At 41.1% G+C, this 23713-nt stretch carries 11 protein-coding genes; 10 read left to right on the top strand and 1 reads right to left on the bottom strand.

Annotated elements, in window-relative coordinates; genetic code table 11:
* Position 1: 1 nt before the first annotated feature.
* The 5 genes from MKX63_RS00630 to MKX63_RS00610 all read left to right on the top strand — a co-directional run bounded on the left by MKX63_RS00630 (position 2) and on the right by MKX63_RS00610 (position 11264).
* Positions 2 to 1813, top strand: a complete 1812-nt coding sequence (locus MKX63_RS00630; protein ID WP_341014586.1) for a hypothetical protein — start codon at positions 2 to 4, stop codon at positions 1811 to 1813.
* Positions 1814 to 1833: 20 nt separating this feature from the next.
* Positions 1834 to 2877, top strand: a complete 1044-nt coding sequence (locus MKX63_RS00625) for a hypothetical protein (RefSeq protein WP_341014585.1) — start codon at positions 1834 to 1836, stop codon at positions 2875 to 2877.
* Complete coding sequence (locus MKX63_RS00620) at positions 2870 to 8404, top strand: DEAD/DEAH box helicase (RefSeq protein WP_341014584.1); 5535 nt, start codon at positions 2870 to 2872, stop codon at positions 8402 to 8404. Before MKX63_RS00625 ends, MKX63_RS00620 begins: the two co-directional genes overlap by 8 nt.
* Before the next feature lie 75 nt (positions 8405 to 8479).
* Positions 8480 to 10384: a Druantia anti-phage system protein DruA gene (locus MKX63_RS00615; protein ID WP_341014583.1), complete on the top strand. Its 1905-nt coding sequence runs from the start codon at positions 8480 to 8482 to the stop codon at positions 10382 to 10384.
* A 196-nt stretch (positions 10385 to 10580) separates the two neighbouring features.
* Positions 10581 to 11264 (top strand): DNA/RNA nuclease SfsA, encoded by a 684-nt coding sequence (locus MKX63_RS00610; RefSeq protein ID WP_341014582.1) that lies wholly within the window; start codon positions 10581 to 10583, stop codon positions 11262 to 11264.
* 124 nt (positions 11265 to 11388) lie between these two features.
* Here MKX63_RS00610 and MKX63_RS00605 read toward each other — a convergent pair whose 3' ends face one another.
* Positions 11389 to 11556, bottom strand: coding sequence for a hypothetical protein (locus MKX63_RS00605; RefSeq protein WP_341014581.1), 168 nt, complete (start codon positions 11554 to 11556; stop codon positions 11389 to 11391).
* Positions 11557 to 11852: 296 nt separating this feature from the next.
* Between MKX63_RS00605 and MKX63_RS00600 the strand changes: the two genes are divergently transcribed.
* The 5 genes from MKX63_RS00600 to MKX63_RS00580 all read left to right on the top strand — a co-directional run bounded on the left by MKX63_RS00600 (position 11853) and on the right by MKX63_RS00580 (position 23641).
* Positions 11853 to 11999: an SHOCT domain-containing protein gene (locus MKX63_RS00600; protein ID WP_074093518.1), complete on the top strand. Its 147-nt coding sequence runs from the start codon at positions 11853 to 11855 to the stop codon at positions 11997 to 11999.
* Positions 12000 to 12073: 74 nt separating this feature from the next.
* Positions 12074 to 13801 (top strand): recombinase family protein, encoded by a 1728-nt coding sequence (locus MKX63_RS00595; RefSeq protein ID WP_341014580.1) that lies wholly within the window; start codon positions 12074 to 12076, stop codon positions 13799 to 13801.
* 234 nt (positions 13802 to 14035) lie between these two features.
* Positions 14036 to 14848 carry a DUF6273 domain-containing protein gene (locus tag MKX63_RS00590; RefSeq protein ID WP_341014579.1) on the top strand — a complete coding sequence of 271 codons (813 nt, stop codon included), beginning with the start codon at positions 14036 to 14038 and terminating at the stop codon, positions 14846 to 14848.
* Positions 14849 to 14911: 63 nt separating this feature from the next.
* Positions 14912 to 19216, top strand: a complete 4305-nt coding sequence (locus tag MKX63_RS00585) for an S-layer homology domain-containing protein (protein WP_341014578.1) — start codon at positions 14912 to 14914, stop codon at positions 19214 to 19216.
* A gap of 399 nt (positions 19217 to 19615) precedes the next feature.
* Entirely contained in the window at positions 19616 to 23641 is a 4026-nt protein-coding gene (locus MKX63_RS00580) for an S-layer homology domain-containing protein (RefSeq protein WP_341014576.1), read from the top strand.
* The last annotated feature ends 72 nt before the right edge of the window (positions 23642 to 23713 follow it).

Here is a 23713-nt window from a genome sequence, read left to right as displayed (position 1 = left end):
TATGAGTTTTATTGATTACCCTGAAGAAAGAAAAGTAATAATTAGGGATTACTCTTTCGATGAATTTAAGGCTTTTTTTGATTTAATCCCGACAGGAATGTTAGCAAACTCAATCAAGGTATTACCTAAAATTAATGGTTTTAGAACCGGAAAAGATACTGAAATTAAGCTTAAAGTTTTTTTAGGAAGAATTGATCGTTGGGATCAGAAAGAGTGGAGATTGTTTTCGAGAATATGGATATTATGGGCGGAGTCACAGGAGAGCTTGATGAATTTAATAAATCATCAAGATATTAAAACTACAGTTGAAAAAATGTTGAGTAGCCAAAGTGAGAAAATACGAATAATGAACATTCTTGTTCAAGGTGAAATATCACAGAGTATCATTAGTCAGTGGTTGAAGTTCGGACCATTTAATATAGACATGGATATATTATGGCTAGTATCTTTAGCTCCTTCAGCTACGTTGAAAAGATTAGAAGAGCGGCTTGAAACTTTAGAGAGACAGAATTACGATTTACAACAAAAATTATTTGAAAAACAATCGGAAACTATTGAAGAGAATCTATCTACATTAGCTAGTGATTTTTTAAACATTAAACAAGCAGTTTCTTTATTGGACAAAGAAACTGCTAAGGCTGCGAGGAAAGCTCAACAGATTGAACATGAAACCTTAACGTTAACCAGTCATGTGAATAAGTTATCCAAGTATGAGTCTATTTCTTCAGATGCATATAAGAAACTAGTAGAACAAATAGCGTCTTTAAATCAAACAAGTAAGGACTTAGAACTAAATTATAATATGCTTGCTTCCGACCAATTAAGACTAGAAGATCATTTGAATCAAATAGATATGAATGAAATTGAAACAAGTATAGGACGAATCAAAAAATTAGATCAAACGGCAGCAACTGCGGAAGTATATCAAATTTACGAAAGTACTATTAAGTTCGAGTCAGAACCGATTCAACTGATCAGTTTAGAACAAGCCCTTACTCATTTGAAAAATAATTTGAACAGTTTAGGTATAAAGCTAGCCGATGCAAAATCTATTTCTTTTGAGGTTCTTTCGGCAGTTCTTTCCAATCAATTAGTAATGTTTAGTGGATCGATGGCTATGTTTGTAGCAGAATATTGTGCAGCTAGTTTATGCGGACATACAGCAAAAATAATCAATGTTCCATTTGGTAAAATAGATGATCTTGTTTCATACGAACGAATTGATCAGTGGATTAATCAAGCCAAATCTTATGGATGCCCAATTGCTATTATTTTTGAAGGATTAAATCGCTCATCTTTTGAAGTCTATGGAGCTAGTTTAAAAAAATTCATTGCTAAACGTATAGTTATGCTGAAAAGTGAGGACATCCCGATTGTATTTATGGGAACTATTGTTACTGGCCCTTCCGTATTGAATTTAGGGAAGGAAATTTTGGAAATTGGACCAGTGTTTAATACAGATCATATTGGATGGAACTATAAGAATATTACTCCATATACTACTGGTGTTATTGACTCCAGCATACTGACGAGGCAAGGAATCGAAATTATTGACCATCTGGAAATAGAGGATTTATTACCTAAGGGAATAGTTGAACATGGTAGTATTTTATGGAGAAAGACAATAGCAGCTACTTATAAAACGATGATCCAATTAGATTCATCATTTGATTTTTCTTCTGTAAATTTTGGTTGGTTAATTCCTACAACGTCCTTGTATTTTTCGGATCATATGGAACAATTGTTTGATGAAATAGAATTGGATGAGAGATGCAAGGCACTCATAAATTACATGAAATTGGAAATTCAATAGTTATGGAGCATGCAAAAGTATTGAATCAGAAAGAACTAGTAGAGTTGCTTTTAAATGATAAGATTTTTTCACTTCCAGAGAATATTGAATATCAGAGAGAACTGCTCATAGCGGAATATTGGAGAATTCTCCTCTATGATCTAACTTTTGAAAAAAATTTAGAATATATTGATAATATCGTGGAGCCGGTTCGTATTCGTAAACGACTGTTACTCCAATATCTCGATACTATTTGGCCAGAGTTAAGGGATGAAGAATCACAAAATATTATTTCTTCTGTTTGTAGCAGGCTAGATCAAGTTGGTGATATGGTTCGTTTACCTAATGGATTTTTTCTGGCTACTCCACTAAGACTCATTAAAGTCCCGATTAGCAAGTATTCAATTATAGTAGGTGGTGTTTCAACCGAAGTAGTGCAATTTTTGTTGCCTGAAGCAAAGATTGCGGGATACGGGCGTATAATTGAGAATGATAAAATACCTGATGCTGTTAAAAGCAATCAAAATTGGTGGCAAGATTATACGAATTGGATAGGCTGGAAGCCTGATGATATAGAGAATTGGGTTAAAAAGCAAATGAGTCAGTTATTTTCATTAGGAAGTCAGAGTATTCAAAACTTTGAAGAGTTTGAAGTTTTTAATTCTTTCAAAGAAAGAAAAAATAAAAATCGAACTCTTTGGCTAAATCCAAGTTCTATTTTAACTGAAGGAGCATCAGGTGTTTTCTTATGTAAAACAAATGACTCCAACAGGCGTTACTTTCTTGGAGAGTTTAACAAAGGATTTTTAATTAAAGAATTATCAATTACGGATAAACAAACTCAACTATGGCTGATGCTTGGTTTGCGTTTATATAATAGACACTTTCCCGTGGCACGTTGGAATAATAATTACCTGAGGGTAATTCCCCAACTTCCCAGTGCAATTGAGCGTCATATCCTAGTATTTTCGTTGAAACAAAATGCTTATGAATATTATGTATATGAGCAGTTTCACGACGATGTTGTAGAATTACTCAATGCTTACGGTTATCAGTTTTCAATCAGGAGGACTAAAGATGAATGAAACATACGGTGCTTTTAAAATTTCCAATGTTCTTCATGATACATTAAGATCCTATCTTGAGTCAGCGTATCATATAAAAAATAACAGTTTAATCAGAGAGAGGGTTCAATTACTAAATCAACTTGGTCAAATAAGCCAGGAACCTTATATTGAAGCAACACCAAGCTATAAAATGGGAGCTTCTTATGATACTCTAGATATCCCTGATTCAGCTAAACAAATTTTAATGAACGTTGCTAAATTAAGCAATCCTGGAGTGGGTGTCTTTCCTAAACCTTATACACATCAGGCTAAGGCACTTGAGTCTTTTTTAGGTGATGATAAAGATATAATAGTTGCGACAGGAACAGGATCTGGGAAAACAGAAAGCTTTTTGATGCCCATTTTAGCATCCTTAGCCATTGAGGCAAAGGAACGAACAAATGTGTCTTCTATGCGAGGATGTCGTGCAATTTTATTGTATCCTATGAATGCTCTTGTAAATGATCAATTAGGCAGAATAAGAAGATTATTTGGTGATGAACGAGTAGCTTCATTTTTGCAAAAAGGGAGATCAAGGAATATTCAGTTTGGTTCATATACCTCAAAAACTCCATATCCAGGGGTCCCTAAATCCGGTAAAACGACAGCACATATAGAAAAAATGTTTGAAAATTTTTACTTGAAGTATGCTGGAGATGCGGAGAAAGTAAAGGAATTACAGTCTAAAGGAAAATGGCCCAGCAAAGATTTAGTTCAATTTTATGCAAAGAATAAAGAACAAATTGATACATTTAAAACAGGAAAAAAACAAGGTAAAAGGAGAGTATCAAAAAATTGGAATTTACGTTTAAAAACACAACCAAATGATAGGGAACTATTAACAAGACATGAAATGCAAGAGTTGTGTCCTGATATCTTAATTACCAACTATTCAATGTTAGAGTATATGCTAATGCGTCCAATTGAAAGGAAAATATTTGAAGACACTAAGAAATGGCTTGAAGCTGATCCAAGCAATAAATTAATCCTAGTTTTGGATGAGGCGCATATGTACCGTGGTACTGGTGGAGCAGAAGTTGCTTTTCTAATAAGACGATTAATGGCCAGACTAGGCATAGATCGTAGTAGAATGAAATGTATACTTACAAGTGCAAGCTTGGGAAAAAGTGAAGAGGATGAACGAGCGATCATAGATTTTGCTGGAGAATTAACAGGAGTCACTAGCAATTATCCAAGAAAATTTCAACTGATAACAGGAGATCTTGAATCACGAGCAGGATGGAGTAAAGGAACTACAGGACAGTCGGATATACTTTCAAATGTTGATCTATTCAGTATTCAAAATGGCTTAACTAATCCACAAACTGCAATCAATGAATTTAATTCTATAGCAAGTAAGTTAAAATGGAAAATATTTAAAGGTGTTGATTTTAGTGGATTTATGAACCATCTCTTTTTTCAATTGACAGGTTGGGGACCGGCGGAACAAATGATTAACGTCTTGAGTGGGAATGCACTTCCATTAGCGGAATTAACAAAAAAAATATTTCCAGATTCAGATGAGCAAACAGCTCAAAAAGCAGTTGAAGCTCTGTTAGCGTTGGGAGCCTTGGCAAGAAGAGAGATAGATAATAAAGTATTTTTGCCTACCAGGCTCCACCTTTTTTTTAGAGGAATACCTGGTCTATATGCATGCACAAATCAACAATGTGAGTGTCGGTTGGATAAAACAGATCCCAATCCAATTCTGGGAAGACTGCATGCGGTTCCAATGTTAAATTGTACATGTCAAAAAAAAGCTAGAGTGTACGAATTGTTAACTCATAGAGATTGTGGCGCAGCCTTTATAGTAGGCTACACACATGGGGAGCATGGTGATTTTTTACTTCATGAGCCGACTAATATAACAGGAGTCAATGATGAGGTTGAAGATCGTCTTTATAAGATTCAATTATTAGTAGATGGTGAACCAAATGAAAGAGCTATGGAACATAGTGTTCCTGCTTGGCTGGATATCAGTTCAGGAAAACTTTTTGATAAGGAACCCACTAAATTAGAAGGCTTTATTAAGGTTTTTAAGCCTATTGGTAATACTACTGAGGGAAGAGTATTCAATAGTTGTCCAATTTGCTTGAAAAAGTGGAAAAAAAATAAAAGTAAGATTATGAATCTCTCTACTAAGGGGGAAGCACCTTTTGCCAATCTTGTAAAAGCTCAATTGTTCAATCAACCTGCACAACGTATTGAAAATAATGAATATCCAAATGGTGGTAGAAAAGTATTGCTATTTTCTGATGGTAGGCAAAAGGCAGCGCGTTTAGCTAGAGATATTCCAAGAGAGGTCGAATGGGATACATTTAGGCAAGCTATTGTTTTAGCTGCTGTTCGCTATAAAGCAGTCTGTAATAGAGATCCGAAAATAAATGATGCTTTGTATGTTGCTTTTGTATCAATAGTTTCTGAATTCAATCTTCAATTTTTTGATGGAGATGATAGAAAAGCATTATTATCAGATGTTCGTGAGTTTAAAGATGGATACTCTGGCTCATTAAAGGAGGCCATAGAAGAGCAATGGGATGTTAGACCCTCATCTAGTTATCATAAAGCAATATTGAGGCAATTATGTAATAGAGAGTACTCTTTACGAGCAGCCACTGTTGGTTATTTAAAACCTACTAAATCAGCTCTAAAGAGAATACAAAATGAAATTTCGATAGTAACTAGTAAAATGGATACTCTTCAAGTTGAAGCGCTAATTAACTATTTTATTGAAGAAATTCTGGATGATTATGCATTTGAATTAGAAACTAGGATATCTTCCTCAGTACGTAGGAAAGCAGCAGGATATTCACAAAATTCGTGGACAAGCTCGGGTAAAATTGGAGAAAACCAGAAATTTATATTGGAAAACTATTTTAACATTTCTTTAGATGAAATAACCAGTATTCAAGAGATACTGAGAAAAAGACTTTGCCATAAAGTTGGCGATGCTTTTGTTATTAATAGTAACGAAGTTGTATTAAACATTGATATTGAGTCAGATTGGTATAAGTGTGATAGCTGTACATTCCTTTCTCCAGTAAAGATTGGAGATTATTGTGTTAATTGTGGAAGTAAAGAAATAAGTTCTCTAGATCCAGAAAATCATGAATATATAAAGGCACGAAAAGGATTCTTGCGAAATCCAGTTGTAATGTCAGTTATCGGTAAGGATAGGCCAAAGCATGTAACTGCTGAAGAACATACAGCACAGCTTTCTCACAAAGATGCTGGAGAAATATTTGCCTCGAACGAAATGTATGAACTTCGTTTTCAGGATGTTAAGCTAGAACAAGATGAGCTAGAAGGGGATTCAATAGATATATTGAGTTGTACCACTACAATGGAGGTTGGGATTGATATTGGTTCGCTAGTTGCGGTTGGACTAAGAAACGTTCCCCCTCAGCGTGAAAACTATCAACAAAGAGCCGGTAGAGCAGGACGTCGGGGATCATCACTTTCCACTGTTATTACCTATGCTGAAGGGGCTCCCCATGATAGTTTTTATTTTCAAAATCCTGATAGAATTGTCTCTGGAGCTCCTAGGTTGCCAATGATAAAAATTAACAATATAAAAATTGCTAAAAGACATGTATTTGCCTTTTTATTTCAAACCTTCTTTCATGAGATGATTGACAAGGATGAATTGCATATAGATCGTGATAAAAACCTATTTGCAGCCCTTGGGTCTGTCACAGATTTTTTTAATGAAGAGTCCAATAGTAATTTTAGAAAGGTAAGATTTATTGAATGGATTGAAAAAGAAAAGTCAATTTTAGTGAAAAGAATAATAGAATGGCTCCCTGAAAAAATATCTGATGATAAAGCCGAGAGTGTCAACATTTTTATAAGTGAGTTGTTGTATAAATTAAATGAAATTAACTTTAAAATATCACCTTCGAATGATACGAATTCAGATGAAGATGACGAAGATGAGATCGATTTAAGTTCAAGTAGAGATGAACTTCTAACTTATCTGTTTAATGAGGGCTTCTTACCTAGCTATGCATTTCCTACTAGTCTATGTAGCTTCCCAATTGAGCAGAGAAAAGAAAAAGGAAAAAATAGTTATAAGATATTTACTAAAGAATTGCCACAACAATCTATTGATAAGGCACTAAGTGAGTACGCACCTGGCAGGCTAGTTGTTATTGATAAAAAAACTTATCGCTCTGGAGGGATTGTTTCCAATGACGCTAAGGTTACAGATCCCGATCGAGCAGAGAAACTTTTTCAGCATAACTTACGTAAATATGTATCCTGTAGGAGATGTACATTTGTACGGGATATAAATGAATCCATAAAATTAAATAAAGATGATTCCTGCCCTGTATGTGAAGGACCTCTAGACATTGGTGAACTACTAATACCAGAAGTGTTTCTTCCTGAAAAAGGAACTTCAATTGTTGAAGGGGATGACGAACAAGAACTGACTTATGCTACTACTGCGCAATTTCCACTTCCACTTTCAGAAGATGACTTGGGTGAATGGAAAGGGCTCGGTAAGAGACTGTTAACAGTACAAGCAAAGGATAGATGGTTAGTTACAATTAACAAAGGAAATGACGAAAGTAATGCTGGATTTTATGTGTGCGAAGCGTGTGGGGCATCAAAGGTAGTGGATCCTGAAGATAAATCACCAAACGGTTCACATGAACGCCCATATCAAGTGGAGCCTCTTTATGGAGTGAATGTAACTACAAGATGTCATGGATCATTTAAAAATGTATTTTTAGGCCATGATTTTAAGAGTGACCTGTTGCTTATTCGCTTAAATATTGAAGAGCCATTTGTTCGAACAGTGAGTAAGAATTTGGCTAATCATATTCTCAATGCTGCATTACGAACAGTTTCTGAAGCAGTGTTATTGGCTGCAAGTAGGGAGCTAGATATTGATCCTTCAGAATTTAAATCTGGCTACAGATTGGTAAAATTAAATCCAGATGAAACATTGAGGGCAGACATTTATATGTTCGATTCTTTAGCTGGTGGTGCAGGGTATGCTGAGCAAACAGGTAAAGATTTGCCGACAGTATTAAATAAGGCGCTAACTTTGTTGGAAAGTTGTCCTCAAGGGTGTGACCGTTCCTGTACAGATTGTATTAGACATTATCAAAACAGATATTGGCATACCCAATTGGACAGACATTTAGGCTCTCAGTTGTTGCGGTACATGATTCATTCAAAGATACCTGATATTTCAGATGTTGCAAATCAAAGCAAAACACTTCAACCCTTGGTTCGACTTTTACAATTGGAAGGCTACACATGCGAAGATAATGTGAGTTATAATGGAATTCAAGTTCCGTGGATAATTAGCAATAACAATAGTTTTTTTGTTATTGGTGCGTATCCAAGTCTAATTGATGAAACAGATTCTAATAGACTACATCCATTAACCAAACATTTTTCTGAGGAACAACTGTTTTTAGTAAATGAATATTTGATTGGTAGAAATTTGTCATTGGTTTACAAACAATTCAAAGAAAAGGTTATGAAGGCTTGATTTATTTAGTGATAAAATGTCACCTCCGAAAGGTGGGAGGTGACATTTTTATTTTTGATGGCCAGGTGAAAAAATATGATTGATGAGAAATCAGTAATACAACCGTTTTTATCAGATGAGTATTTGCAGGAGCTTACTGAAATACTAAAAAAAGCGGAGAGCTTAATGGCTGGGCGAGAACGAGCAAATTGGATCGAAGATAACATTCCAGATTCCAACAATAATGAAGTGCTAGATGAAATGAGATTCAGAAGCTTGTTATTGCTGTTCCGAGACTTGTTTTCACAGGGATGGGAATTGACTTTTAAAAATGGAATTGCCAACATTCATCATCCAATAACACCAGATAATGTTGAAACAAAGCAGTGGTATAGAGATGCACTTTTACGCGAAAGAAATAAGCAGTTAGAGAATGATTCAATTAAAAAGTTTATTTTGAAAATGGAAAAGGAAAGAAAATACAATGGAGACAGGGTATCAATAAAAAATCTGATATTGCCTGTTAATCAACTTCTTAGCGATATAGAGGATTATAAAGAGGATGCAGTGAGGCCTTATTTACAAATTATACAATCAAGCTCGGAAAAAGATGAAAAGACAGGATTTAAATTGCTTGATATTTGGAGATACTTTCGTTTGACATGGACGTTACCACATAAACCGACCCCTGGAAGAAATATTTTTCTTTTGGTCCGAGACTCGGCACAGGAATTTAATCCAATTATTGGAATTGCGGCTCTTGGAAGTAGTATAGTGCAAATAACTTGTCGTGATAACGAAATAGGTTGGACATTAGAAGGAATCCGAGAACGTATGGACACCATGAATGATGTTACAGCCGGACAAATAATTAATTCTTTAAGTCATTCGCTTCTAAAGTCAATTTCCGGAATTGAGTTTCGCGATTTAATAGGTGGAGAAGTAAATATATTAAATGCAAAAGATTATGAAAATACATTGAGTACTTTTTTAAAAGGAACTGGGAGTAGGCCAGCAGCTCCGAGAATCTCTTCAAATTTAGACGAAGTGAATTGGAATGATGTATGTCAAAGTCCCTTTTATAAAGTGAAGCGTGCAAAAGCACTTCTTAATCTTTTTAAAGCCCAATCATTTTTTAGCGATCTTAATATTAATGAACCCCTGGAAGCGCTCCGACAACTTATTATGACGTCACGTGGACGTTCGGCTCTGTCTACAGCATTGCAGTCAAATAAAAAAGAAAAAGTTGGGGCTAATATGATGGATATCATTGTATGTGGAGCAATCCCACCATATAATTATCTGCTTGGCGGAAAACTGATTTCAATGTTAATGATGAGCCCCGAACTTACTCAAGAATATCAGAGAAAATACAAAAATCAAATATCAGTAATTGCTTCTGCTATGAAAGGCGAGCCTGTTGTAAAACCGGCTAATCTTGTTTTTTTAGGTACAACAAGTTTATACGAAACTGGGAGTAGTCAATATAATCGTTTAACAATTCCCAAATATGCTTTGAATGATAATGAGCCGCTGCATAAAATTGGTTTTAAACCCCTAGGTGTGACTAAGGGATTTGGTACAGTATATATATCAGATGAGACTGTTGAAGCTCTTTCTGAACTGACAACTAAATTGCACGGAAGAAGGGTAGTGAACAATACATTCGGAGAAGGAACGAGTCCCCGGATGAGATTAATTAGAGCAGGATTGGACGCACTGGGTCTTCCGTCAAATCACTTACTTAATCACAATTTTAAGCGGATTGTATATGGAGTGAAATTAGCCGATAATGCATATGAATATTTGCGTGGTGAAGAAAATGAGCCTTGTTATTTTTTAAGTCAAGATAAACCTCATGAGATGACAGAAGCTATCTGTGAATTTTGGAGAAAACGTTGGTTAGCAATGAGAATAGACAATAACGATATTATGCATAAATTAAGTCGATTTGATATTAATGACTTCCTTTTAGGCAATAATTATTTTGAAAATAAATAGACAAATAACTTAATATTGCTTAGTGTACTTCAACTACGACATAATGTCTAAACGAAGTGTGATAGGTTGTTTTGGGTATCTAAAGTGTTTAGTTAATTTGTGAATTGTCAGCAGTAAATCAGACAGCTTTTTTAAGGGCTTCTTGCCGTTGGACGGGTAGTACTGATTTTTACAGGATAAGGAGAATAACCGTGGAATGATTGTTGATGAAAAAATAATAACTGGAATTTTTGTAGAGGAGAGCAAAAATAGATTTTTGTGTACAGTAATAATTGATAACAAGATTTGTGAATGCTATGTTCCTAGCTCGTCTAGGATTGAGAATTACTTAAATTTAAAGGGACGTGAGGTTCTTCTTACTGAAAACAAGGGAATAAATAAAAGAACTAGATTTAGTCTTTTTGCGGTGAAATATTATAACAAATACATTCTAATTAATTTGAATATGGTTAATAGAATAGTAGGAGCTATGATTCTTGAGAGGAATATGAAGCATCTTTCTGGAACAGGAATCAAAAGAGAGCAAACAATAGAGGGGTATAAAACAGATTTATTATTAGAGGAAAACGGTAAGGTTACTATTATAGAGATCAAAGGAGTAATCTCAGCTCACAGGGAAGTTAAATTTCCAAGTGTAGCTTCGGAAAGAGCAACAATGCAGCTTGAAAAAATTAAAGAGCTTCTGCAGCGTGGATATAGGGTTGTATATCTGATCGTATCACTTAGTCCCATTGTGAAAAAAATCGTATTAGACCCAGATTTCTCGGAGTATTATTACTTATTAAATGAATGTGTTGAATTGGGAATGCGGCTAAAGGGATTTTCATTGTCGTATGAAGAGGGTAGTATCAGCTATAACCAAAAGTTAAGCATTATTTAATACTGAAAATCGTAGGATATATAAGAAAATGCTCAGCATTGAAGTATCATATGATGATGCCACAATTTTTATTAAAGCACGAAACTCAATTCGAGATTCGTGTTTTTTTATTGAGGGTCCGATTTTAACTGGAAAATGAAATGACAAGTAGAGGGACAAAACCTCCTTGTTCATTGAAAACAAAATACTCATCATATCCAGCACTTTCTTCGCATGCTCCAAAAGGAGAAAGCCAGTCTGCAGGTGCGCCATGATCATCTTGAATTATTAGGATACGAGCGATTTTTGCCATGCAGTAAATAAATGGAGGTTCCATTTAAGGCGATGATTTATGCGAAGCTATAATGATACTTCTGTCCAGCCACAGCTTATCGCAATGGGGGCAGCTCGCAGAGAACCTGGGAGAGGCTAGCTACCTATGAGAATGACTAACCATCGTTCGCTGGATAAGTGAATTGTCAAACCAAAACAGAGGAGAAGGGGCATTCGCATGCCCCTTTCATTAAGCTTGTGCCAAACTATGCGTTTATCTTAAACCAAACCCTTCAATAATGAATTTTCTTAATCTGCTTTATTGGGAGGTATTGTATGAAGCACAATCTGATCCGATACAGCATGCAAATTGCTATGCTCAAGCAGTTATTATCCATATCTCTAATTACCGAACAGGAGTTTCGTGCACTCAAAAGCAAAATCATGAAGGACTACGGTGTGATTTCTGACCTGACAACCTGATTCGCACAATTGTTGATTACACCCAGTCTTATTATACTAATTCCGAGATAATAAGCGCTGAGGGAGGAATAACAATGACATATGAAGTAGAAGTGATTAAGGCCAGCCGAAAAATATCTGACCGAAAAGGCGGCGGAGCTTCTGATATTTTAAGAGTAGCCCCATATGCGAGAGTAAGTACAGATACTGAGGAGCAGCTTAGCAGCTACAAATCACAGGTTGCCTATTATACTGAGCTAGTGAACAAACGAGGGGATTGGCAGCTTGTCGATATATATGCAGATGAGGCAGTCACGGGGACACAGGTCAATAAGCGTGAGAACTTCCAGCGGATGATTGATGATTGCATGAATGGAAAAATTGATATGGTTATTACCAAGTCTATTTCCCGATTCGCTAGAAATACGCTAGATACACTCAAATATGTGCGAATGCTCAAGGAGCAGAATGTAGCTGTATTTTTTGAGGATGAGAATATCAATACAATGACAATGGACGGGGAATTATTATTGGTTATTTTAAGCTCAGTAGCACAGCAAGAGGTTGAAAATATATCTTCAAACGTGAAAAAAGGCTTGAAAATGAAGATGAAGCGTGGCGAGCTTGTTGGATTTCAAAGCTGTCTCGGTTATGATTATGATGTTCAAACGAAGAAAATATCTGTTAATGAGAAGGAAGCGGAAATCGTACGTTATATATTCGAGCGTTACATAGCTGGCTATGGGGCTCATATGATTGCTAAAGAACTAACTGCCGCGGGTCATAAAACGCGGGCAGGTCGAAGTATTTGGCAGGATGGTGCGATTCTTGGCATTGTTAAAAATGAAAAATATAAAGGTGATTTGCTTCAAGGAAAGACATTTACAGTTGATCCGATTTCAAAAAGAAGGCTGGAGAATTACGGCGAGGAGGACCAATTTTATATAAGAAATCACCACGAGGCAATAGTCAGTGAAGAGGTTTTTGAAAAGGCTCAGGCTATCCTGCATCGGAGAGGAGCAAGGTTAAGAGGCGTTGAAAAGGGAAAACGTAATAAATATAGCCGACAGTTTGCTTTTAGCAGCAAGTTGGAGTGCTCCTTTTGTGGGAGTAACTTATCCAGGAGAAACTGGCATAGTGGAACGAATCATACAAAGGTAATTTGGCAATGCGTGACTGCAACGAAAAAGGGTAGAAGGTATTGTCCACATAGCAAGGCTCTATTTGAAAATGTACTTGAAGGTGCTTTTCTTGAATCTTATCGGAGATTGTGCAGTAATCATACGGATGTATTAGATGAGTTGATGGGAAATATGGAAACTGTTCTTAATAATCAGAACCATATTCGGCAACTAAATAAAGTGAAAAATGAAATCAAGCTATTGGAGCAAAAGCGTTGTAAGCTCATTGACCTTTGCTTGGATGAAAAAATAGATCGAACTACGTATGAGAGCCGGTATGGGGAACTGGAGGCACATATCAGTAAGCTTTTAGCTGAGCAGACTCAGCTAGAAAAAGGCTCGCGGCAGGAAGTTGATTTGGAAAAGAGATTGGAGCATTTGAGAAAGGTGCTGCAAAAGCATGAGGTGCTTTCTGCCTTTGACCGTAATGTTTTCGAAAGCATTGTTGAGAAGGTTATTATAGGAGACTTTGCTGATCCTACACAGCCAGAACCACACAAGCTGAAGTTCATTTATAAAACGGGCTTCACAAATACCGTCGAAAGTAAGATGTTTAAGCAAAAAAAATCCTACGTAAATGAAAGGGGGGAATTGCCTTCCCTTGCTGAGAACGACACATGTGGAGTCGGTCGGCAAAAATAGACAGAAGACACCCGAAAACTTGAAACGCGCCCCCTGTCAAGTAGACAGAAAATAAAAAGCAATATATAAGCAACCTGAGTCCGGTATTCATACGGACTCAGGTTTTTTTAATTCCGTTGAGGCCGCTTCTTCCCTACACACTTTTGTAACAAGAATCTGGAAATAAGAGCAAAGACAAATTGGGATTAATTTGATAGGATGGGACGATAAACTCTTAATTAGGAGAATTTAACCATGATAACCAACAAAAAAGTTTGGTTTTTTTTGAGCCTGTGCCTTCTTTGCGTGGCTGTATTTAAAGGCCGTGATGCCCTTTCTGCCTTGGAGGCAGGTGCATTTCTGTTCTCAGCAGATAAGAAAGAGCAGCTCCTAGATTTAGCTTACGATCGTAATCCGAAGAAAGGCTACACGGTGTATCTCAAAGAAGGCAGCGAGTATGTGCCCTACCTTGTGGTTTCATCGAACTATGGCGGTAATGTGCTGCTATTAAGAAGAGAACTGCTAGAAACGATGATGCCGTTCAACAAGAATGAGAGGCATATGTGGGCCCGGAGTCAATACGGAGCTTATTACGAGAATAGTTCCATAGATCAGTACTTGAATGGCGAATTTATCAGCAGATTCAGTCAGGCAACACAAGAGGCTATGGTTAGTAGCGATATTACTATTACGGACAAAGCCAGTATAGGGGTTACGGGTGAGAGTACGATTGAAATTTCGCGTAAAGTATTCTTGTTGTCGTTGAAAGAATTGAATGGTGCGGACTCCAGGGCGAGTGTTGCCGAAGGCAAGACGCTAAAGTTCTTTGACGACGATTATAAGAGAAGAGTAGCGTATTTACCCAATCAGGAAGCGAATCCATACTGGACACGCACTCCTGAAACTTGGGAGACCTCCATCGTTTTTACCATAGGCCCCAAGGCAACAGGTGCAGGAGGTGCGGATATACACAGTGGGGTCCGCCCGGCTTTTTGTTTGGAAGGATCTACTGTGTATAAGCAGCGTTCTGACATAATAAGCGGGCAGACGGTTTTTGTTATTGAATGATGCTCGTAGAGAAGGTACCGCTTATAAGCGTTATCATATAAAGAAGAATTGAGGATGATTAGGTTGTTCAAACGTTTATTGATTATTTTACTTGCAGTCTGCCTTATAACGGGAGGGGCTTCATTCCCTCTACTAAATGCAGCGGTTTATGCAGAAGAGTTACCGGATAACATGTCTGGTATGATGCAGGCCATTTCCTCTGGTGAGGATCTTACAGAAGGTCAAACAGTGGCCAGTGAGGTTTATTTGCCTATTCATCCGCCGCAAGTCCATATGACGGCTGCCAAGCCGCCGCAGTCCAATCAGAGGCTCCAAGCAGCAAAAGCATTACCATTGCCCACGAACGAAGTGCTTCGTTATTCTGTTCTCGTGCTGGATACATCAGCTTCTTCTAGTTTCGTAGATTCGAAAGGCCGTGTTTTTTACACTGCCGATACAGCTATAGATTATGTTAAGACATCTGCGAAGAAATTTATTGAAGCCACGCAAGTTGCAGATGGAACGAATTACGTAGCCATCGTTTCTTATAAAGGCTCCCAAGCTTCCGTTGTTTCTCCATTTTCAACTGATGTGAAGGCATTAGGGACGGCTATTGATAGTATCTATGCATCAAGCAATAACCGGAATGTTGCAGCCGGACTTCAAGCTGCGGATAAGCTAATCAGTGAAATATCTGAACCTTCTGCAGTGAAAAATGTTGTTCTTGTTACCACCGGGATGACCAATGATGGAAAGTCTAATTATAATGGTCACTACGATGAAAGTACGGTTGGCAGCAAATGGCGGCGCATGGATACGGAAATCCGATTATATGCGTATGCGAACGTAGCGTATGAAGCGGCGGAAGCCCTTAAACAAAAGGCAACCCTGAACACCATTGGGCTTTTTCAGACCTTTGAGGGCATGCCGGAAGAAGGAAAGGAAGTCGCGCAGTTCTTCAAGCTGAGTGCCCTGGACTGGGCGACATCACCACAGCACTTTTATGATGTGAAGGACCCAAATGACTTAGAGTTTGTGTTCGGTGAAGTGGCTAACAGCATTGTCAAGAAAACCGGTACATTTAAGTATCTGGGGGATGGCCGGGACTACAGCGCGACCTATTATTACGAGGACTCCTACTTCTACAATAGCGCATATCTGTACAATGAACATCTCGCTACAATGTCTCTCAATCTTGAACTCTCGGCTTGGGCGAGTGCAGATGCGGGTGACTCCTATGAGAATAAAAGTAACAACGCTCATAACCTTTTAACCGACATAGGGTTTACTGACTTCGAATCGAATGACTGGTTCAAGGCAAAGCCGACCAAAGACTCTATCGGTGCAGTTGCAGCCCGCAAGAAAATTACGGAAGACGGTAAAGATTATACTCTTGTCGCTTTAGCTGTTCGCGGAGGCGGATATGAAAGCGAGTGGGCAAGTAACTTTACTATCGGTGAGAGTGGTCAACATCAAGGCTTCAGTGAGGCCCGCGACCAAGTACTGACCTTTTTACAAGAATACATAAGTGACAAAGAGATCCAAGGCGACATTAAATTGTGGATTACGGGATTTAGCCGTGGTGCGGCAACAGCAAATATGGTCGCAGGTAAAATTGATGAGGGTGGGGTATCCTTCCCTGGAACAACACTTGCACTCCACGACATGTATGCCTACACGTTCGAAACGCCGGCAGGGGCACAGTTATCCGACATGAAGAGTGATGTGTACGGTAACATATTTAATATTATTAATCCTAGTGATTTAGTACCGAAGGTAGCTCCTGCAGTGTGGTCCTTTACCCGCTATGGTATTGACAAGTGGCTTCCAAGTGCCGAGACAGATTCGGAGAACAGCTACAGCGAAAGTTTATCGAGAATGCTTGCGCGTTACAATGCCTTGGAAGAAGCTGCACCGTATGTCGTAGATGACTTTTTGATGAAGAGGATTCATATTGACGGGTGGAAAATACTTCCCGGCGGCGATCCGTTTATTAGTATCATTGATGATACGAAAAACGCCCAGTCCCAGAATGCCTTCCTGAATGCTTATATCACAATGCTGACTAAGGATTTCCTGAAAAGCCGGTCGAACTTCGTGGGTAAGTTCCAAAACGGAATCAGGGATATATGCGGCCTGTTCTTTGGAGCTAGTTCATCGCAAAGTGAGAAGTTAATTGCTGCAGCAACGGAGAAATTCTCCAGTAAATGGGGTTGGCTGGCCTATGAGATGCTTAAGCCCAATCTAAATCCTTGGGGAAGCAATGAAAAGGATGCCTATGAAAAGGTCGCCCAGTATCTGAAAGAAAGTCTGGACGAGGCTGGAATTACAGCTTACTCACAGACTGAATTCGATAATGCAGTAGTGACTCTGCTAGACCTGGTTGCAGCTGTTCTGACTAATCATCCGAACCTGGCAACGACAATGGTTAAGAACATCGGTGGTATCGGGCAAGCCCATCATCCGGAGCTGGCGCTTGCGTGGATGCAATCTATGGATTCTTACTATACACCTGGCGGTGCGGTAGGATTCTCAAGCGGCAAGTACAGAATTGTGCGGATCAACTGTCCGGTTGATGTACAGGTGTTCAACGATGACAACCAGTTGGTTGCCTCGATTATTGACGATGTGCCTCAAGAAGTAAGCACGATTATATCTGCACTTAATGAGGATGGGGAGAAATTAGTCTTCCTGCCTGCATCGGAAAAGTATACGGTTGTAATTACGGCAACTGGTGATGATCGAATGACTTATTCTATCAATGAATACAGTCCTGAAGCGGGTGAAGTGAACAGGCTCATTAACTACAACGATGTGCCGATTGTAACCGGGCAAGAGCTGTCTGGCGTAGTGCCGGCGTACAATCCTTCTTCCTTAAACAACACAACTGAGGAAGCATCGGATACGGTATATCGCTTGGAAACAAAAGGAACTGAGATTACCTCAAGTGATGATTTATCCGGTAAAGAGGCTACTTCTGCCTATTTCACAATCAATGCTTCAGCGAATGATGAAACGCTTGGGTTGGTGCAGGGTTCTGGTACGAGACAGCTGGGAACATTTGCCCAGGTTGAAGCAACTGCGTATGCCGATAGTGAGTTCCTGGGTTGGTATAAGGATGATAAGGTGCTCGTATCTAAAGAGGCGGCGTATAGATTCCGAGTGGATAGTGATTCCAATATAACCGCCAGATTTGTAAGTACAGTTTCAAATGATGCTAATCTGGCTATGCTCTCGCTTGGTAAGGATATCGCTTTTACACCGGCGTTCAGTCCGGAGCATACGAGTTATACTGCAAGTGTGGGTAATGGCATTTCAAGCGTAACAGTAACTGCGGCCTCCAGTGATCCGGACGCTACCATTAGCGGAATAGGCTTGAAATCTCTGAGTGTTGGGGAGAATACGATAAACGTAGCCGTTACTGCTAAGGAGAACAAGTCAAAGAAGACATACACGATAACAGTAACAAGAGCAGAAGCATCTGGAGGAGGAGGGGGAGGATATAATCCGCCTGCACCGCAGCTATCCATGAGTATGGAATCCACTTCGCTGTCGCTTCAGGATGCTAAAGATACAATCAAGCTGGGTGAGATTTATTCGTTTACACCCGTTCTGAATTCAGGCCCGAGCAAGCTATCGAAAGCGCTGAAATTAACGGTTGATGGTGTCGCCGTCCCTGATGCAAAATCTGGTGAAGTGTACACATTATCTAATTTGGCTGCAGGCACGCACACGATAGTTATATCTTATCCGGGTGAAGGTAACTACAATGCCACAAGCCTTACTAAGAGTGTAATTGTAGTACAAGGAGACTCCCTTATTAAGTCGGAAGAACCTGCATTTGTAAATGTATTCACGGATGTTGCTGAGGGGGCATGGTACTATGAACACATTATGTGGGCCGTTAAGAATGGAATCGTAAGCGTTGCAGGGAACGGAAAATATGCTGCAGCTAAGCCAGTTACAAGAGCTGAATTTGTAGCAATGCTGGCACGATACTATAAAGCTGATGTGGAGAGCTATGGCGAGGTTTCGTTCACGGACGTGTCTGAAAGTGCTTGGTACAGCAAATATATCGGCTGGGCAGCGGCAAATGGAATAGTTACTGGTTATGGCAACGGCAGATTTGGGGCTAATGACAACCTGTCGCGCGAGCAAGTGGCTGTTATTCTGTATAACATTCATGCAAAGCCGCCGGTTACAGGGTTATCCCTTGCATATACCGATAAGAAAGAAATTTCCGCTTGGGCGGTGGATGCGGTGGCATACTGGTCCAATGCCGGTGTGCTCAAAGGCAAAGAAAATCAATTATTTGACCCGAAGGGTTCCATTACACGCGCAGAGAGCGCAACGGTTCTGCACGAACTGGAAAATCACCATCATCAGTAACCCCGAACATGGGGGTTGAACCTTGACAAGCGCTCGGATTGAATGCTCAGAGTGATAAACAGAACACGACAAATAGACCGCAAACCTTTGGTGGGAGGGCGGTCTATTTGCGTTCACCAAACTCCCTTCCTATGCCAGATATCCTTATTCCTGGAAGCTTAGGCTGAGAAGTGTGTCTATTTTCGTAATATATTAAAATCATTCGTGCATTACCCGTATTTAGACTTTCTCTTCAAGTTGCTAATATGAAAGCTGTTACAGCCTAATCATCCGCTTTTGTGAATGCGTTTACAAACATTGTCTGCCATTAGGTTCAGAGGGAGGTGCGGGATTGACTGTCAAGCCAGACTTGGCGTAACCAAGGGTAAGAATCTCCATAAGAAAAGGAGTCAAACTTAGATGAACAGTAGAAAATATGTAATCAGCATCTCCCGCCTTCTCGTTATCATCATGTTGTTCTCCATCTTCACGTATACTCCCGTCCCGGCAGCTGCGGCTGGAGAGGAAGCGTCTGTTGAACTGAGCGGACTCATTGCGCAGGCCGAAGCTCTAAAAACCGGCAATACGGAGTTCCCGCTCCAAGTCAGCCATTCTGTGTATGGATCGGTCTATGGTTCTGACGTGGAGCGGGCTTTTCCGTGGGTGCATGTTGACGAGCTCCAAGCTCTGAATGATGCGATTGAGCTCGCGCGTAACGCGAACACTCCCACTGACGAAGCTGTTGCTGCGCTTAAAGAAGCCATAATGAATTTCAGCAAAAATATTAAATCAGACGGCTCCGATCCTTATTTCCGGCTTGATCCGGGTCCGGGTAAGGTTTCTGTAAAAGTTACCGCGCCCACGAATGCCTGGACAGCCAGAACTCCGCTGGATAACCGTGTCCCTGCCGACTTTGCCGGCGGCACCTTCAAGACGATTGCGTATCCTTTTGCAGATGCCCAAGGGAAAGCGGAAGTGCTCCAGATTAATTACGCCCACAACGGGAAAAGCACCTTCGGCGGCATCAGTCTGGAATCCCCGTTGTCCCCGGCCGTCAATGTTACAGAGGGTTCAACGATTGAATTCGATGTCTACTATCCGAAGAGTGCGCAAGGCAAATTCATGAGATGGAGAGTCAGAAATGCCAATGACAACCTGGACAGCTACCTCAGAGATTACCAGTACAATAACCTGAATCCTGACTGGGTGGGCAGCTACAATGGTGAATCCTGGCTAAAGGCTCATCACAGTATCACCGCCTCAACGGGTAATTCCTCGAAATTCATTCTTGAGCTTCATGGAGAGAATGCCCGCCCTGAAGAAACCGGTATGCTGCTGGTCTCGAACATCCAGATCACGGCTCCAGATCCGAATGGCCAGGCTCTTCCGAACGTAGTCAATAAGGAAAACCAGAGTGTCGTAGCGCCTCTAAAGAGTCTGTACAATAAGGAGAATGGCTTGTTCATGGTCGGAGCGATCGGCACAGGGCCCGTAACCGGAACCAGAGCCAATCACTATGAGATCTTCGTTGACGGCAACAATCTGAAGGCCGATGGCACGCATCCCCGAGGGCCGGAATGGCTGAAGAACGTGAACGGCGAGGCCATGAATGGCGCAACCACTGCCCCTGGCTTAGCGGAATACAGCTTCCCGACTAACTCCTATCAGGCGATCCGGGATTCGGGAACTCCTGGGCAGTACAAGTCTCACGGTCATGTTCTGGCATGGTATAACCAGGCCCCTGGTTGGATGGCGCAGATGATCCCTGCAAGCCTGCCCTCCGGGTATAACGGCAGTGCCGAGTTCTACGGACTTGGTAACGGCGTTACGACTACAGTTAAGGTAGATAAAGACATGGCGAGAAGAGTGCAGTTTAACCATACCATGTATGTGATGCGGCACTTCCTGACTACAGATACGAAATATGGCTCAAGCGAAGCGCGTGGCGTCATTCCTTTCAATTCGTGGGATGTGCTGAACGAAGAGGTACACGAGAGCCGCCACAGCGAGATTATCCCTAAGGATGCCAACAGCTGGAGAACGAGCCTGAAGCACACCAACTGGCTTGCTGCTATGTCGGATGATCAGATTGGCGGCGACATCACCGATCATTACGTATACCTGCTGTTCAAAAACGCGCACATCGCGGCACCCAACGCCAAGATGGCGGAAGCTTACAAAGCCAATTATGCTAACCTTCCAGAATACATGAAGCTGGATGGACACGACACCAAAGGCAGCATTGACAGCTACATCGTTGACAATCCTCCGAAGCTGACCTACAACGATTACGGGCTTGCGACCCGCAGTAAAGCCAGAACCGTATACAATATGGTTCTCGAATTAAATACCGCATGGCGCTCCGATCCGCTGTATGACGGAAGACCTCTGATCGAAGACATCGGTATCCAGGGACATGATGCGGTAGGTAAAACCCTGGCAAGCGACAACCAATATGCGATGGCCCTCTATGCCTCTCTCGTTGACCGGGGCCTGCTGTCGGGGATTACCTATTCAGAGCTTGATCTCAAGGTGCCAACCGATGCTCCTGGAGGAGGCGCAACTGCTCCAGCAGCGCTTAATGTCAGACAGTCGGACGCCCTTGGTTATCAGTACGCACTGCTCTACAAAATGTTCAACAAGTTCGCCCCGTATATTGATCACATCATCAGTTGGGGCGTAACCGGTTCGGGATGGCAGGGAAGCTATGTCCTGTTTGACGGCCAAAGTAATGCGAATGCCGGGTACTATGGCGCTATGAAGCCGGACCGGTTCATTCTGGGACATTCGTATCTGGATGATTATTTTGCTGGCGAATATCAGGCCATCGGGAATAATGCCATCGACCTTGGCGATCTTGGAGTCTATACACCTAATAGCGTGAACGCCGACCTCAGCAGCTTGTCCTTGAGTGCAGGAACACTTGAGCCGGCGTTCAACGCAGCCATCACAGAGTATGAGGTATCCCTGAAGGATGCCGGCAGCATTACCGTGACAGCGGCGGCGGCAGACAGCAGATCCATCCTGAAAGTCAACGAGACGGTGGTTGCCAGCGGTGCAGCTTCCGAAGCTATAACACTGACACCGGGCACCAAAACAGCTATAAAGGTTGAGGTTACAGGGGTAGACGGAAGAGTAAAGACCTATACCCTGAAAGTAACCAACAGTAAGACGGAGAATCCGTCCACTCCGGGGCCTGGAACACCATCACCAACACCTGAACCAGCAACACCTGCGCCTGCAACGTCTGCACCTGGCACCTATTCAACGTCTGCACCCGCAGCTTCTCCAACACCATCACCCGTTGCAGAAGGCCAGAAAGTAACCCTGCAGGCAACAGTGAACAATACGACTGCATCCGTTAGGGTATCGGATCTGGCACAAGCAAAGGAATTCATCGGGAAAAATGTGACGCTGAACATCCCTGCCGTGCAAGGAGTGAATTCATACTCGGTAGGCTTGCCTGCCGCAGCACTGACCGGCGGAACCAATGATAACAAGCTGACCATTTCCACCGAATTCGGTCAGGTTGTCATTTCCGGTAATCTATTGACAGGCACACCTGAAAGCAGCGGCAGGGAAGTCGCGCTGGAGATTAGAAAAGTCGACAAGGCGGGGCTTCCGGCGGAAGTAAAGGCGGCTCTAGGCGAAAGACCAATCATTCAGCTTAGCCTTAAGGTAGACGGCAAAGAAACAGCCTGGAGTAATCCCGGTGCACCTGTAACCGTATCCGTGCCTTACCAGCCGTCTGCGGATGAATTGAAGAATCCCGAAATGATCGTTATCCGCTACATGGACGAAAGCGGGAAGTTGATGACCGTACCAAGCGGACGGTATAGTTCCAAGACCGGTATGGTAACCTTCACAACTACTCATCTCGGCGATTTCGCGGTAGCTTATGTATCCAAGACATTCACAGATCTCGGAAAGGCAGCATGGGCCAAGAATGCTGTCGAAATCCTTGCATCGAAGGATATCCTCAAGACAGAAGGACAGGTTTTCAATCCGTCAACGGATATCACCAGAGCAGATTTCCTGTACTCCCTTGTCAGAGCACTTGGGTTGACTGCGAAGGCAGATGGCGATTTCAGCGATGTACAGAAGAATGCTTACTACTATAATGAACTTGCCATCGCCAAGGCGCTTGGAATTGCGAATGGCCTGGACAACGGCAGCTTCGGCAGCGATCAGAAGATCACCCGGCAGGACATGATGGTGTTGACCGAACGGGCCTTGAAGCTGGGGAATAAGCTGAATACCCAGGGTACAGCTGCGGATCTGCAGAAATTCTCCGACAAGTCCAAGGTGGCTTCCTATGCATTGAATAGCGTAGCCGCCATGGTGAAGGAAGGGCTTATCCAAGGCAGCGGTAACCAGATCAATCCTGCCGGTAATACCACCAAAGCAGAAGCTGCGGTATTCCTCTACAGATTGTATAATAAGTAAAAGCTTCTTATAGGAACAAGATACGCCCAAAAGACCGCACTCCTTTGCCGGGAGGGCGGTCTTTTGGCGTTT

The organism is Paenibacillus sp. FSL R7-0179 (assembly GCF_038002265.1).
Lineage (GTDB): Bacteria > Bacillota > Bacilli > Paenibacillales > Paenibacillaceae > Paenibacillus_AQ.
The sequence above is the reverse complement of the archived record's forward strand: the minus strand, read 5'-3'. Positions and strand labels throughout refer to the sequence as shown.